The organism is Lwoffella lincolnii (assembly GCF_002014765.1).
GTDB lineage: Bacteria > Pseudomonadota > Gammaproteobacteria > Pseudomonadales > Moraxellaceae > Psychrobacter > Psychrobacter lincolnii.
This window is the reverse complement of the sequence record NZ_MUYT01000004.1, coordinates 403,563-419,131: the sequence shown is the minus strand read 5'-3', so window position 1 is coordinate 419,131 and position 15,569 is coordinate 403,563. Positions and strand designations below refer to the sequence as shown.

At 43.3% G+C, this 15,569-nt stretch carries 10 protein-coding genes; 6 read left to right on the top strand and 4 right to left on the bottom strand.

Annotated elements, in window-relative coordinates; all coding sequences use genetic code 11:
- The first annotated feature begins 101 nt into the window (after positions 1-101).
- Positions 102-1,262 (top strand): RluA family pseudouridine synthase, encoded by a 1,161-nt coding sequence (locus B0682_RS04070; protein WP_078306784.1) that lies wholly within the window; start codon positions 102-104, stop codon positions 1,260-1,262.
- Positions 1,263-1,319: 57 nt separating this feature from the next.
- Here the strand turns inward: B0682_RS04070 and B0682_RS04065 are convergent, their stop codons facing one another.
- The gene (locus B0682_RS04065) at positions 1,320-3,278 is read right to left on the bottom strand and encodes an ATP-binding cassette domain-containing protein (protein ID WP_078306783.1); all 1,959 of its coding nucleotides are present in this window, start codon (positions 3,276-3,278) and stop codon (positions 1,320-1,322) included.
- Between the two features lie 220 nt (positions 3,279-3,498).
- Between B0682_RS04065 and B0682_RS04060 the strand changes: the two genes are divergently transcribed.
- On the top strand, positions 3,499-3,723 hold the full coding sequence (locus B0682_RS04060; protein ID WP_078307047.1) for a SlyX family protein: 225 nt from the start codon (positions 3,499-3,501) through the stop codon (positions 3,721-3,723).
- A gap of 4 nt (positions 3,724-3,727) precedes the next feature.
- On the opposite strand, the gene B0682_RS04055 is transcribed toward B0682_RS04060, so the two are convergent.
- Positions 3,728-4,873 (bottom strand): PhoH family protein, encoded by a 1,146-nt coding sequence (locus tag B0682_RS04055; protein ID WP_078306782.1) that lies wholly within the window; start codon positions 4,871-4,873, stop codon positions 3,728-3,730.
- 236 nt (positions 4,874-5,109) lie between these two features.
- Here B0682_RS04055 and B0682_RS04050 point away from each other — a divergent pair, with 236 nt between their 5' ends.
- The 3 genes from B0682_RS04050 (at position 5,110) to B0682_RS04040 (ending at position 8,519) form a co-directional block, all read left to right on the top strand.
- Positions 5,110-6,474, top strand: a complete 1,365-nt coding sequence (locus B0682_RS04050) for an FAD-dependent monooxygenase (RefSeq protein ID WP_078306781.1) — start codon at positions 5,110-5,112, stop codon at positions 6,472-6,474.
- Positions 6,475-6,590: 116 nt separating this feature from the next.
- A complete protein-coding gene (locus B0682_RS04045) occupies positions 6,591-7,832 on the top strand; it encodes an FAD-dependent monooxygenase (protein WP_078307045.1) in 1,242 nt (413 codons plus the stop codon).
- 15 nt (positions 7,833-7,847) lie between these two features.
- Entirely contained in the window at positions 7,848-8,519 is a 672-nt protein-coding gene (locus B0682_RS04040; RefSeq protein ID WP_078306780.1) for a YoaK family protein, read from the top strand.
- Positions 8,520-8,674: 155 nt separating this feature from the next.
- On the opposite strand, the gene B0682_RS04035 is transcribed toward B0682_RS04040, so the two are convergent.
- Positions 8,675-9,157, bottom strand: coding sequence for an MgtC/SapB family protein (locus tag B0682_RS04035; protein ID WP_078306779.1), 483 nt, complete (start codon positions 9,155-9,157; stop codon positions 8,675-8,677).
- Positions 9,158-9,527: 370 nt separating this feature from the next.
- A complete protein-coding gene (gene alaS, locus B0682_RS04030; protein ID WP_078307044.1) occupies positions 9,528-12,200 on the bottom strand; it encodes an alanine--tRNA ligase in 2,673 nt (890 codons plus the stop codon).
- Between the two features lie 348 nt (positions 12,201-12,548).
- On the opposite strand from alaS, the gene B0682_RS04025 reads away from it, so the two are divergent.
- A complete protein-coding gene (locus B0682_RS04025) occupies positions 12,549-15,509 on the top strand; it encodes an ImpA family metalloprotease (RefSeq protein ID WP_078306778.1) in 2,961 nt (986 codons plus the stop codon).
- The last annotated feature ends 60 nt before the right edge of the window (positions 15,510-15,569 follow it).

Genomic DNA, 15,569 nt, shown 5'->3' with positions numbered 1-15,569 from the left:
GAACTTTGAAACCTTGTTTATTTAAAACCTTGTTTAAAAGCAGCCTTGTTTCAAACTTATTTTAAAAATTGTGGTAAAACTTACCTGCACATTTTTGCAACATGGTAAACTATAGCAAATCTTTGGCAAAACACCTAATAAAAGTTGTAAAAAATCTTATGAATAAGTCATCATCACCGCATCAAACTAAGCAACATCAAGCCAAACAATTTTCTCAACGCACCCACAAAACCCACAATGCCCACAATGCCCACAACACAAAGCACCGTCCGATGAGTGCCGATGCTGACATTGAGAACTTTGCTCAAGTCAATTATTTGCAAGTGACTGGTCATCAGCATGAACAACGTTTGGATAATTTTTTGCTCAGTCGATTAAAGGGACTGCCCAAGTCGCACCTGTATAAAATGATACGGTCTGATGAAATCCGCATCAACAATAAACGCTGTAAGCCACACGATAGGCTATGTCGTGGCGATGTGGTGCGTGTTGCCCCTGTTAGGTTGCCCAGCCGTGAAGTCCCCATCATCAGCGATAAGTTTGCCCAAGATTTGATGCAACGGGTGGTGTATGAAGATGATGGATTGCTGGTGCTTGATAAGCCGTCTGGCATGGCGGTGCATGGCGGTGGTGGTGAAGATTATGGGGTGATTGAAGCAATGCGTCATGTGACTGGCAAAAAATATCTTGAACTGGTGCATCGCATTGATAAAGACACGTCAGGCTTGTTGATGATGGCAAAAAAACGCTCTGTGTTAAAACAATTACAACAGCACCTACGAGATAAAACCATTCAAAAACATTATCTGTGTGTTGTGACAGGGCATCTGGTGTTGAATGAACAGCTGATAGATTTGCCCCTAATTCGTTACACATTGGCAAATGGTGAACGCCGGGTACGAATCAGTCAAGATGACCCACAAGCCAAAGCCAGTCAAACGCAAATCAAAGTCAAACAAAGGTTTAAACTCATCAAGCAGGCAAGTGCGACAGATGATAAAAATGACGCTAACACAAGTCAAACGATGCCTGTTTCTTTCATCGAAGCCCTACCAAAAACAGGACGTACGCATCAGATACGGGTGCATTTGGCACAGTTGGGGCATGCGTTGCTGGGTGATGATAAATATAACCCACATGACGTCTCTGGCGTGAGACGATTGTGCTTACACGCATGGCAATTACAAATCCCTAATTATCCCTTAATCTGTACCGACTTACCCACAGACATCAGTGAGCTGTTGCCAAAAGATGGGCGATGATATGGACGATAAGATAAGCGTGAACGATAAGAAGATAAGCATGAGCGATAAGATAAGTCAGATGGTTTGATGACTTTCTAACTCATCCCAACGCTCAAGTTTTGCTAACAGTAACTCATCAATCTGTGCCAAACGTTCACTGGCTTTTGTTGCCCCAACCAAGTCAGTGTTAAACCAACTGCCATCTGCCAATTTATCTTGTAGTTGTTGTTGTTCGGTCTCAAGCTCACCAATTTCAGCAGGTAAGCCATCTAGCTCTCGCTGCTCTTTATAGCTCAGTTTTCGACTGGCTTTTGCTTGTTGGGGTGCGGTTTGTTTGGCTGTGGTTTTGTTGGGCTTGTCTTTGGTGTGTTGGTCTTTGGGTTGATTTTTTATGGCGGATTGTTGCCGTTGTTTTTGCACCAGATAATCTTGATAACCACCCACATATTCTTGTACCACACCGTTGCCATTGGCATCGGTGCTAAACACCCAAGTACTGGTAACCACATTGTCCATAAAAGCACGGTCATGACTAATTAATAATAATGTGCCGTTAAAACTGGCAACGGATTCTTCTAGTAGCTCAAGGGTTGGCATGTCTAAATCATTCGTCGGCTCATCTAATACTAAAATGTTGGCAGGTTTGAGCAGTTGTTTGGCAAGCAACACACGATTGCGTTCACCACCTGATAGGGCTTTGACAGGCGTTCTGGCACGCTCAGGGGAAAACAAAAAATCTTGCAGATAGCTTATGATGTGCGTTTTGCGACCACCAACTTCGATGTGGTCTGAGCCTTCAGAGACGTTTTGAGCAACACTGGCTTCCAAATCAAGCTGGTCTCTGAGCTGGTCAAAAAACGCCACTTGCAAATTTGTCCCCAATTTAACACTGCCTGTCTGAGTGATGTCATCATTGTTCATGCCCAATATGGCTTTGATGAGTGTGGTTTTACCCACACCATTTGCCCCAATGATGCCGATGCGATCGCCACGCATGATGGTGGTGTTAAAGTTGTCTACCAACACGTTGCCGTCATATTCTAAATGCAAATTTTTAACATGACACACCAGCTTGCCACTTTGTTCAGCATCGTTCATGGTGATGTTGACTTGTCCGACTGCATCACGGCGTTGTTTGCGTTCTTCACGCAACTGTTTTAATGCTCTAACACGCCCTTCGTTGCGAGTGCGACGGGCTTTGATGCCTTGGCGTATCCACACTTCTTCTTGAGCCAGTTTTTTATCAAAGTTGGCAAAGGCTTTTTCTTCGGCTATCAGCTGTTGCTCTTTTAGCTCTTGATAACGGGCATAGCCTTTGATTCCTTGGCTCACGTCATAGCTGGACAGTTTGCCACGGTCAAGCTCCACAATGCGAGTGGCAAGCTTATCAACGAACTGCCTGTCGTGGGTGATGAATAACAGTGTCAGTCCTTGCCAGTCCAATAAAAACTGTTCAAGCCACTCAATGCTATCAATATCTAAATGGTTGGTTGGCTCATCAAGCAACAACACATTTGGGCGAGTAACCAATGCACGAGCAAGTAAAACTCGGCGTTTGCGACCACCAGATAATTCACTGATATCACCATCTGGATTTAGCCCCGTGTTGGTAATCAACGTGTTGGCTTGACGCTCTAAATCCCAACCATGTATCGCATCAATTTGGCTTTGTAACTGTGCCATTCGTTCACACGCCTGCATATTGCCATCTGCACATTGTTGGGATAGGTGGTGATAATCAGTCAATAACTCAGATGCTTGTTTGTTACCGCCCATGACGATGTCTAGAATGTTGCCGTGATTTTCTGGTACGTCTTGTTCGAGCATGCCAATACGCACTGCATTGTTAATGATGACTTCACCACTGTCAGGTTGTAAATCACCATGAATGAGCTTGAGTAATGTGGATTTGCCTTCACCATTGCGTCCAATCAGACAAAGGCGTTCCCCTGCATCAATGCTTAAATTCACCCCATCTAAAATCGGAGCAATGCCAAACGCCAAATGAATGTCTTTTAAATGTATCAGTGCCATAAGCCAAAATCGCCATCAAAATGCTAAGATAAAAAATGCTTTAAGCTAAGTATGAGAAAGATAAGTATGAGAAATAAACCATAAGAGTCATGTAAACATAAAAAGCAATTATATCATGTTACACTAACATCATTTAGATGAAAAAAAACAGTGTGATTAAAGACAGTGTGATTAAAAGAGTGTGATTAAAAACAGTGTGATTAAAAAGAGTGTGATTAAAATGAACAACAACCTTCTTTTAGCCGATGACCTAACTGATTTACAAATCGCCGTTGCCCATTTGGAAATGACGGTAGACACGCTCAATCAAGTCATCAGCCGTCAAGATAAGCAAATCACTGACCTTCAAAGGCAACTACAACTGTTGTATGGTTATCTAGAACGTCAAGTCGACTCGGGCATCGCTTCATTTGATTTGCTGGCAGACCGTCCACCGCATTATTAACCAACTAAGCTTGTTGCATCGCTTCGGCTTCTTTTTGGCGGCGGCGTTCGGCTTTACGTTGTTCACGTTCACGTTCTTGCTGTTCGTCAAAGACATCATAGGCTTCCACAATCTTTTGCACCAACTGATGACGCACCACGTCTTTAGAATCAAATTTGGTGATGTGAATTTCTTTGATGGGTGCTAAAATGCGTAAGGCTTGTGCCAAGCCAGATTGATGCCCTCTTGGTAAATCCACCTGAGTAATGTCGCCTGTGATTACCGCACGAGAGCCAAAACCTAAGCGAGTTAAAAACATTTTCATTTGCTCTGGGGTGGTGTTTTGGGCTTCATCTAAAATCACAAACGAATGATTCAGCGTTCGCCCACGCATGTAGGCAAGGGGAGCAACCTCAATCACCTGTCGCTCTAAGAGCTTGCCTACTTTCTCAAAGCCAATCATCTCATACAAAGCATCATATAACGGACGCAAATAAGGGTCGATTTTTTGCGTCAAATCGCCTGGTAAAAACCCCAATTTTTCGCCCGCTTCTACTGCTGGACGCACCAGTAAAATCCGCTCAATTTCATTTCGCTCTAGCATGTCCACCGCACACGCCACCGCCAGATACGTTTTACCTGTCCCTGCAGGCCCAACCCCAAACGACACATCAGACGTTAAAATGCGTTTGACATATCGTTGTTGGTTATGCCCACGGGGAATGATGTTGCCCTTACGAGTTTTTAGCTTGATGGGGACATGGTCTTTATTGTTTGTCTTGCCATTGTTGTGGTTGTGATTGTGGTTGTCGGAGGCATCATCTGTGGGCGCAAGGTCGCTTGTGGGTAAAAGGTCGCTGTCATTAAATTCATCATCGTATGCGTCATCATGATAAGACAAATCATCACGAGATAGGCTGGTTTGGATAATTAAGTGCAATTCTTCGGCACTGATGTGTTGACTGTGCTGGGATTCTTGAGCCAGTTTGGTCAATATCAGTTCGCCACGCTCCACGGCATTTAAATCACCTGCGAGCGTAAAGGTGTGTTGGCGTTGGTTGATTTGAATGTCCAGACGGTCTTGAATGTATTTTAAATGATGATTGTATTCGCCCAGCAAAGTTTTAAGTTGTTTGGCATTTAGCTGGTCTAATGTCAATGTTCGTGTCATGCTATGGGTCAAGAGCTTGTCCTTATGTGGTTGATGTGGTTAAGGTTGGTTATTTTAAACAGTTGGTTATTTAAACAATAATGGCGATAAATGACTGACTAATCAAGTCATTTGCCGGGTGTTTTTTATCAGCATTTCACAAGTGCTTAAGATGTATTTATAATATGCTTTAATGGCATCACTTACCAATGCCTAATGCTCAATAAACAACGGAAATAAATAACGGAAATCTGCCCATGTCCATTCAAGCAACCAACGACACCACTGACGATAACAGCACCCAAAACAACCGCCTAAGCACCCAAACAGTACTCATCATTGGTGGGGGCAATGTGGGCTTATCCTTTGCCTTATTATTGGCAGATAAAGGCATTCACAGCACTGTTTTGGAAAAAAATACCTACCCAAGCATCAGTCCAGATGAAGATTTAGACCGTGAACAATTTGACAGCCGTAATATGGCATTGTCTCGCCGTACCGTGCAGATTTATCAAAGCATCACATTGCATGGTCATAAAAAACATGGTCATAAAAATGGCCATAAACTGTGGGACGACTTACAAAGTCATGCTTGTCGTATTGATGAAGTCAAAATCAGTGAACAAGGCAGTTTTGGTAAAGCCACCTTAGATAAACACGCTGAAGGGGTAGAAAGTTTTGGGCAAGTCATGGAAAATGCGTGGTTGAGCAAAAAATTGTTGCTTGCCGTACAAGCCAACCCACACATCACCCTGTTAGATGGGGCGACTTTAACTGACATTGAGCAAACCCCCAAAGAGGTAACGATTCACTTTCACCGACACAACAACCCCAATCACAACAACCCCAATCACAACAATTCCAACCAAACGTTAACCGCTGATTTGTTGGTTGCTTGTGATGGTCAACACTCACCCAGTCGCAAGCTGTTGGGTATTGGCACAACATCGCATGATTATCACCAAGTGGGCATTGTTGGCGTGGTCATGACTGACAAACCGCACAATCATCAAGCCATTGAACGCTTTACATCGGCAGGCTTGGTGGCGGTGTTACCACTCACCGATGCCAATGGCGATGGGCGTGAGCGACAACAAGGCCATCGCCGTTCGGTGGTGTGGGTCTGTCCAACAGGAGAAGAACAGCGTTATTTGGCAGATGAGCAATATTTTTTGGACGCCATTCAAGCGTCATTTGGCAGTCGGGCAGGCAAGTTTATTAAAGCAGGCAAGCGTGGGGCATATCCGCTGGTCAAAGTGTTGGCAGACAGCCAGGTGAAAGGTCGCTGTGTCATCATGGGTAATGCCGCTCACACCTTGCACCCTGTGGCAGGGCAGGGGTTTAATCTGTGTCTGCGTGATGCCGATACCTTAGCTAAGATGATACATCAACAAATTATGCGTGGCGGTGATATTGCTGATTCTCACATGTTATCAGCATATGAAAAACGTCGTAAAGCTGACCAAAAACGGGTTGAATGGTTTTGTGATGCGGTAGTGTATGGCTTTACGGTTAAAAATCCTGCATTAAAACTGGCTCGTAACGTGGCGTTGATTGCCTTTGACAAAGTGCCATTTATCAAGCCCATGGTGGCAACGTTTGCAATGGGATTGAAGAGTTAAAGCAGTCATTTTGGGTTGTGTCAGTGTTAGCGTTACATGACCTACTAAAATAATAGACATTATTTTTTAAAATTATGCAACATCAAATTTTAAAAAAGTATTTTGGTTTCATAACAATGAAAAATCATCAATCAACCTTAATCATTGGCGGTAGCATTGTCGGAGCAACCTTGGCGTTAAAACTTGCCAAAGCTTGCCACCCCGTTACTCTCATTGACGCTCGCCCAAAACTGTCACAAGCCGATTGGGAACAAAAGCTTGCCCAACGTGATGCTCGTGTCTATGCGTTAAGCCTTGCCAGCATCAACCTGCTTAAAGACGTGGGAGCATGGCAACGCATCGAACATGGTGGACGTAAAGTTGACTATGCCCAAATGCACGTTTGGCAAAAAGATGGCAAAGGTGAGCTAAGATTTGCCGATGATGATGACACCGACATCTTGGGAAGTATGGTTGAGCCATTTATCATAGAAAAATCCTTGTATGATGGGTTTGCTGATGACGATGTTCAACCATTTTTGACCCACATTGCAGGGCATCAAGTCGTTGATATGGCATGGCAAGGCGAACAAGCAGGCCATCAAATCACCCTTGATAATGGTGATACGCACCAAGCCAAACTGCTTATTGGGGCAGATGGGCGTCAGTCATTTGTGCGACAGCACGCAGGCATCAGATTAGATGTTTTAGACTATCAACAAACCGCCATATGTTGTGCCATTAAAACTGAGAAGACACACCAAGCCACTGCTAGACAGCTGATGTTGCCAACAGGTACATTGGCATTATTACCGCTTGCTGATGTGAGCAAAACTGACCAAGCCAATCCACATCATTGGCAATCGGTGGTTTGGACATTGCCAACCAACATGGCTCTTGATTTATTAATGCTATCGCCCATCGAACTTGCCAAAGAGCTTGCTTTTGCCAGTGGTTATGAATTGGGCAACATTGAGCAAATTGACTCTATTGCCAGCTTTGCACTGACTGCTCAACACGCCAATGGCTATGCCAAGCCCAATCTTGTGCTGGTTGGTGATTCTGCTCATGGTGTACACCCATTGGCAGGGCAGGGGCTAAACTTAGGTATGCTGGACATCATGGCATTGACAGCGGTATTGCAAACAGACTTTAAGCGGTCGGGGGGCAAATTATGGGCAGAATTTGCCACACTGCAACGCTATGAGCGAGAGCGGTACGCCAACAATGCCATGATGATGCACAGTTTTTCGATGATAAATTGGCTGTTTGCCAGCCAGTTGCGTCCTGTGCAATATGTGCGAAGTGAGGCGGTGAGCTTGATTGGTCAAATTAAACCAGTGATGCGGTTTTTTAAACGGCAGGCGAGTGGGGTTTGATATTTTTGACGGCTTATGATTAACAAACTACCCAAGTGGATATTATATGGCGGTTGTCTGTTGGCGTTTAATGCGGGTTGTGTCAACAGCACGGCATTGATAGGCTTTACTCATTTGTCCGTGTCGCATGTTACGGGTAATGTTACCTTGTTTGCGTCTGCATTTGCCAAACAAGACCATATGACCTTGCTGATGATATGTGCGGTGCTGTTGGCGTTTTTGTTTGGTTCGGTGATGAGTGGTTTTATTGTCGGTCGCAACTCGTTGCAAGAAGGGCGACGGTATGGGGTGGCATTGCTGATAGAAGCAATCTTACTGATGGTGAGTTTGGCGTTATTTTTGTTGCATCATGTGGCAGGGCAAATATTTGCTGCCATGGCATGTGGGCTACAAAATTCCATGGTTGCCACCTACAGCGGGGCGGTGATACGCACCACACATCTGACGGGCTTGACATCTGACATGGGGTCGGCGATAGGTAACTGGCTGGCAGGCAGACAAATCAACAAAAAAATGTTGCTGTTGCAAGCGATGATTTGGTATAGCTTTTGTGGCGGTGGGGTGGTTGGTGTGTATTTATATTTGCATTATGAATTTTTGGCATTGGCATTGCCTGTGATTATCATCTCAGCGGTGTGTGTGGCGTATTATGTGTGGCAGTATGGCAAACTGTTTCAACAAAAATAAATTTTTGTGATGTTTGATATTCTAGCCAACTGTCAACATTTTCAATAAATTTTTCTTTTAAAAAAACGTTTGATTGTCAGTCGGTAAGCGTTTTTTAATTGTTAATAGCCCATTTATTGAATGGCTTTGACCGTGATTTTCGTAATGTGAATTTATCAAACACCATCTTTATTATCTTCCAAATTAGATTTTAGTGGACTGACAAAATAAAAAACCAAGAATGTAAACACACTTAATATGACAGCAAGCTCCAATCGTCCCATGGCAACGGATACGCCAATACAACCAGCTGACCAAATCGCTGCCGCTGTTGATGTGCCTTCAACCATGCCATCTTGTTTTAAAATTGCCCCACCACCAATAAAACCAATGCCTGTTACCACACCACCGATGACACCACCAAGGATTTCGCCAGCAGCACCATCGTCTTGACCAATGAGCAACTCTAAGCCAATTAACGTAAATCCACAACTGGCAAGACTGACCAATGGAAAAGTTCGCAGACCGATGCTTTGTGAGCTGTTTTCACGATGATAGCCAATGGGCAACACCAGCACAAAAGCAATCACCATCTGCACTGTATGGGTGATGACAACGTCTAAATCAAAATCAAATAAATGAGCCAAAACACCATTCATAGCATTTCCTTTGCCAAACCAATGTCAAATCATTACCCAACTAAAGTTAACAAAAAACCAAATCAGAATTCTATGTTTGGCTTGTTTTGTACACGATTTAAGAACCTGTATTCACAATATTTTTGCGATGAAAAATGTGATAAATCGCCAGATTTTCAAGGAAAAAACGCAGGTTGATGGTCATTCTATCAAGCAAGTTTTTGACGCAGAAAAGCAAGATTTAGCCCCCAAGTTATAAAGGGGTCATGCAAAAGCAAAAATATATTGGCAAATCTTAAAACAAAACTTTAAAGCGTGATGTTGTGAATACAGGTTCTAAGTTTTTATCACTTATCATCGTGTGCATTAAGGTTGTTATGCTCTTAAGCCATTAACCCAATTTCTCCCCAATCCAATCTGTCAAGCCAGTCATCAGCTTTGGCAGGTTCGCCACATCGGTTGCACCCCCTTGGGCAAAGTCTGGTTTGCCGCCGCCTTTGCCGCCTAAGTTTTCGCTTAGGTGCTTGATGATGTCGCCTGCCTTGATTTTGCCTGTTAAGTGTTTGCCCACGCTTGCGGTCATGGCGATTTTGTCTTCACCGTCTGCCGTATAGACGCTTGCCAGTATCACAATGCCATCAGCCAGTTTTGATTTCATGTCATCTGATAAGGTGCGTAATGTTTTATTATCCATGCCGTTGACCGTGGCAATCAGCACTTTTTGACCATGGATATCTTTTAGGTTGTCCGTCAATGACTTGGCGTGTAAGCTGGCAAGTTTTTGGTTTAGCTGTTCAATTTGTTTTTCCAGATGACGGTTTTTGTCGCTCAACTGTGCCACACGCTGGGCGATTTCATGGCGTTTGGCTTTAAACTGATTGGCAAGTTGGTTTAATTGCTTATCGCCTTGTTGCACATAATTAACCGCTCCCATGCCAGTAACGGCTTCTATGCGGCGAACGCCTGCTGAAATGCCTTGTTCGCTTACGATTTTAAACAGCCCAATATCTCCTGTACGAGTCACATGCAGACCGCCACAAAGCTCAATGGAAAATGGTTTGCCATCTTTATCGGTTGTACCCATGGACAGCACACGCACCGTATCGCCGTATTTTTCGCCAAAGAGCATCATCGCCCCTTTGTTTTTGGCACTGTCAATGTCCAAAATCTCAACATGGGCAGGGGTATTGGCCAATATTTGTTGGTTTACCATGGTTTCAATTTGGTTGATGTTTTGTTCGGTCAATGGTTTGTCATATGAAAAATCAAAACGAAGCAAATCGCTGCTCACCATTGAGCCTTTTTGGCTAACCCCATCGCCCAATATGGTGCGTAAAGCGGCGTGTAGCAAATGAGTGGCGGAATGGTTTTTGGCACTGGACGCACGCACCTGACTTGCCACCTGAGCGGTCGCTGACTGGTTGCGGTTAATATGCCCCATTTTTACCACCCCATGATGAATGATGGCTTGTCCTGATTTTTGGGTGTCTAACACATCAAATACGCCAGATTCGGTGCTGATTTCGCCAAGCTCACCCACCTGTCCGCCACTTTCGGCATAAAATGGGGTTTTATCAAGGATTAACACGCCCTCATCACCTTCTGCCAGCGTATCGGTAGCCTTGCCATCTTGATAAAGATGAATCACGGTGCTGTCATTATCAAGCCGTTCATAGCCCAAAAATTCGGTGGCACTGTCTACTTGAATGAGAGCGTGATAATCCATGGCAAATTTGCCTGCTTCACGCGCTCTTGTGCGTTGCTCTGCCATGCTCATCTCAAAGCCCGCCTCGTCAATGGTGATGCCTTTTTCACGCACAATGTCCGCTGTCAAATCCGCAGGAAAGCCATAGGTGTCATATAACTTAAACACCGTTTCACCTGCTAAGACATCGCCTTGTTGCAAGCTGTCCAATTCTTGCGACAGCAGTTTTAGCCCTTGCGATAATGTTTTGGCAAATTGTTCTTCTTCTTTTAAAATTGCTTGTTCAATTTTGTGCTGTTCATGACGCAGTTGGGGGTAGGCATCGCCCATGATGTCAGCAAGTGGGTGAACCAGCTGATAAAAGAACGCATCTGTTGCCCCAAGTTTGTTGCCATGACGCACCGCACGGCGAATGATGCGACGCAACACATAGCCACGCCCTTCATTGCTTGGGATAACCCCATCAGCAATCAAAAACGCCACCGAACGAATGTGGTCAGCAAGTACCTTTAAAGATGGCTCATTTTGAATGTCGGTGTCGGTTGGCAAGCCAATGATGTTGACCGCCTTTGTCATCAGCTTGGTAAAAATATCAGTCTCATAATTGCCATGCACCCCTTGCATGATGGCACTGATGCGTTCAAGCCCCATGCCTGTATCAACCGATGGCTTGGGCAGCGGCTGCATTATGCCATCTTTTTGGCGGTTAAACTGCATAAAGACGCAGTTCCAAATCTCAATATAGCGGTCGCCATCTTCGTTGGGCGTGCCGGGCAGACCGCCCCAAATATGCTCACCATGGTCATAAAAAATCTCTGTGCAAGGGCCACAAGGGCCTGTGTCCCCCATCATCCAAAAGTTATCGGACTGGTATGCCCCGCCTTTATTATCGCCAATGGCAATGATACGCTCTTGGGGCAGACCGATGTCTTTGTGCCAAATGTCAAAGGCTTCATCATCGGTGTGATAAACAGTCACATAAAGACGGTCTTTTGGCAGGGCAAGCCATTTGTCATCGGTTAAAAATTCCCACGCAAAGGCAATGGCGTCCTTTTTAAAATAATCACCAAAACTAAAATTACCCAGCATCTCAAAAAAAGTATGATGGCGAGCGGTGTAGCCCACATTATCAAGGTCGTTATGCTTACCGCCAGCACGCACGCACTTTTGTGATGACACAGCACGCACATAGTCGCGCTTTTCTAACCCCAAAAAAGTATCTTTAAACTGATTCATGCCTGCATTGGTGAATAAAAGCGTGGGGTCATTGTGTGGAATGAGACTTGATGAGGGGACATGGGCATGCTGTTTTGAGACAAAAAAGTCAATAAAGGCTTGGCGAATTTGTGCTGATGTCATTTGAGTGGCAGAAGATGATGGTTGGCTCACAAGGCTCTCCTAAGATACAACAAGGATAAATACAAGGGTAAAAAATGATGCCATTATATCATGCCAATGGTGAATGATGGCGACAGATGACGAGTAAAATCATAAATATGGTCATGATGGATTCTGTAAGCTTTGTTAACCGTTCATAACTTGGTTATGATGTTATGTCATCTTTTTTATTCTAAAAATATATCTTCATCTTATAATTACTACTGATTGAAAAATGTTTAATTTTATTAACATATTTTAAGCATGAAAATTTATTGATTATCTATTTAAATGTACCGATATTTATCGGCTGGTTTTTGGAAATTGACCATGTTACCTATGTTGTTTGCTCAAAAAAAAATATCGTTATCGGTGGTTGCTGTACTGAGTTTATCTGCCGTTGGTTGTGGTGATGACAGTTCATCAAAATCTGTAAAGTCTACAGAAGAAACCATATCAACTCATGCATCAACCAATCTTAGAAAACAAGAAGCTACAACGCCCATTGAAAGTAAAACAGATGGTAAAATCATAACCAAGCCCACGACCCCAAAAAATCCGGTTAAGTCAGTAACTCCAACTAAGCCCATAGTTACTGTTCCTACTACCACATCTGCCACTCGCATAGCAAATGCCTTGAAAACAGGTGATGCCAGCATCTTGCAAGCTCAAGATCGAGTGGTGTTGATAGCTGATATCAAAGAATCTTTAAACGCCATCAGAAATGACCAAAAAAACATTCTAAATCAAATACTTACTGCCGATAGCCAGCCGTTAGACCAGACGTTGCAACTTACCAATCGTACTGTGCCATTTTATCCAACCAATTCTGCAGTTGTCATTCCTTTACTGCAAGGTTCTAAGGGGCTTAATTTGGCAATGTTATCAACTGCTTATGATGGGCGTGGTTTAAGCTATGCCACCGACATTATTTCGGCAGTAAATCAAGGGCAACATACTCAACATCGCCCTATTTTGGATAATGCCATGCGTTGGTTAGCGACAGGTCATGTGGATAAGAACCGTCCCATCAAGCTTAAAATTGCTGGTGTTAACTATGACATCAAACAATTTAAAGCTTATCTTGATGGTTTAGATAATGTCTCTGCCACTGTGGTAACTTGTCGGGAGTTAACAGATGCTTGCTTATCGCAAGCAGATGTGGTGGTTTTTGGTCATGGTAATGAGAGTATCACGCATGGGGCGACCCTCAGTCAAATGCTGATGAAGAAAGGTAAAGGTGTATTGTATTTAGGCAATAACTGGAATCAAGGCTCATCAGCGGTGGCATTAGGTAAAACACTAGGGTATGGTTCTGATGATTATGCAGGCAATTATTTTCGTTCGCCAGCAGAGCTGAAGAGTTCACAAAGCAGTATTAATGATTTTTGGCAAAAAATTGATTCTCTAAACAGATTATCCCAAGCCATTGACATTGCAGAGGGTAAAGATAGCAGTGTGGTTAATGCTAATCACCCTATCGTTACTGCCTTGAGTATTAACCATCTTTCATCACTTAACCGACTGGGACAAAGTATCTTTACTGATAATAATGGCAGTAAAGTCAGTAACCGCTCAGAATCCTTATGGCGAAAGCTTGTATTATTGTCAGACAGCTATCGGACCAGTGCCACCTATCAAGGTCAAAAGCCCAAGAATGCCCAAATATTTATGCAGACTTATTTGGCAGATACATGGGTTGATTATCTTAGAGAACATCAAACTCCTGTTATCAAGGGAGCAGGTGAGTACATGCCAGCTGCTGCCAAAGATATTGCGGTAAGTACAGATTGGGAGACCATTGACATCACCTTACCACAGGACTCAGGTTATACCATGATTGGACGTGCTAGCATCATGGGTAAACCTGTTCAAATACAAGTGGTTAATGCTAATGGAGCAAGGCTTGCGGTGCAGACCAGTTTTATTCGTGCTAATGGCTCACCGTTTAATGGTTATGTCAGACCGCTTAAACCTAATAGCCCCAGCATTCCACTAAATTATCATGCCATGAGTACTTTAGGTACTGTACAATTTAGCAGTCCATATGGTGGGCCTTTGGTACTAAAATACGATAGGGCAAAAGCCAATCAAACCATCACCTTAAAAGTTAAGGGGGTTGCTAAATACGCTCACTATGATTACACCAAGCCGATGACCACTGCTCAAATTGCTCAAGCAGATCAAGCATTGGCAGATGGTCGTTTTGGTTGGAATACCATCAAGCTAAATGGCGGTGAGATTCAGCAGACAATTGGTTATGCCAAGAAAGCCATTGGCAAAAAATCGGTAAAAAATTATGTTGATAATATTCAAAATTACATCTTTACTAGTAACCAATTGGCATTAGGTTACAATAACCAACCACTTAGCTCCATTACTACCCAACGTTGTCAACAGTTGGGCTGGGACTGTACTGGCAATGTGCATAATCCTAAAGACATTCAGCACTTTGTCGGTTATGTGGCTCAGTGTGGCTTTTTATGCTCAGGTCAACCAATTGATGGTTATGCTGCCATCAATTTTGGATGGGGATATGCTCATGAGCTTGGGCATAATACGGTACAAAGAACCATGACTGTGGCATTCAAAAGTTCTCATACGGGCAAGACGATTGGTTGCTTGGTGGAATGTGATAACAATCATTTGGCAGGTTTGAGTGAATTAAGACAGTTTGAGGGCTTGGGAATAGAAAATACACATAAAGCTGATAACTTTGCCCATTGGCAGATTTATCAACAGATAAACAATGCCAGAAAGATGAAATTGACAGATGAAGCACTTCGAAAGCTGGTGGAAAAAAATATCTGGGATGGTGATGGCTATCAAAATAACAACGGCAAACGAGCTTTTTTAATGCAACAGGCATTTTTATTTACCAAGCTTATTGATAAAAAAGCCAAGCCTGATAGCAATGGTGTATTTTCATACTTTGCTTTGTTGAGCATTGGCGACCGTTTGGTGGGGAAAATGGATTTAAGTAAGGCCAGTATGGCGGATAAAAAAGCCTTTGGTCTTGGTGCGTATGATAAAAGTGATTTTAGCAATCCCGAACTGGATTATATATTAAGCTCAGTCATTTTAGGCTATGATTTAAAACATCTATACACTGTATATGGCATTCCGTTGTCTGACAAAGCAAAATCATCAGTGCAAATGCTCAATTTACCTGACGTACCGTTGCAGTTTTATGCTTTACCAAAAAATAAAGCCAACCATTTGGTGTTAGGTCAATGGATAGATTTGCCTACTACTGGAGAATTGAAAGTCTATCCATATCCAGTTTCTTAATCTTGTCGGGTAATTGGGTAAGTTGAAGTGGGGTAAGTTAAAAATGGTATGATTAATATT

Bases quoted from the DNA above. Each gene is read 5' to 3' on its own strand.
- B0682_RS04070 (WP_078306784.1), top strand. From the start codon at position 102: ATGGTAAACTATAGCAAATCTTTGGCAAAACACCTAATAAAAGTTGTA.
- B0682_RS04065 (WP_078306783.1), bottom strand. From the start codon at position 3,278: ATGGCACTGATACATTTAAAAGACATTCATTTGGCGTTTGGCATTGCT.
- B0682_RS04060 (WP_078307047.1), top strand. From the start codon at position 3,499: ATGAACAACAACCTTCTTTTAGCCGATGACCTAACTGATTTACAAATC.
- B0682_RS04055 (WP_078306782.1), bottom strand. From the start codon at position 4,873: ATGACACGAACATTGACATTAGACCAGCTAAATGCCAAACAACTTAAA.
- B0682_RS04050 (WP_078306781.1), top strand. From the start codon at position 5,110: ATGTCCATTCAAGCAACCAACGACACCACTGACGATAACAGCACCCAA.
- B0682_RS04045 (WP_078307045.1), top strand. From the start codon at position 6,591: ATGAAAAATCATCAATCAACCTTAATCATTGGCGGTAGCATTGTCGGA.
- B0682_RS04040 (WP_078306780.1), top strand. From the start codon at position 7,848: ATGATTAACAAACTACCCAAGTGGATATTATATGGCGGTTGTCTGTTG.
- B0682_RS04035 (WP_078306779.1), bottom strand. From the start codon at position 9,157: ATGAATGGTGTTTTGGCTCATTTATTTGATTTTGATTTAGACGTTGTC.
- alaS (WP_078307044.1), bottom strand. From the start codon at position 12,200: ATGACATCAGCACAAATTCGCCAAGCCTTTATTGACTTTTTTGTCTCA.
- B0682_RS04025 (WP_078306778.1), top strand. From the start codon at position 12,549: ATGTTACCTATGTTGTTTGCTCAAAAAAAAATATCGTTATCGGTGGTT.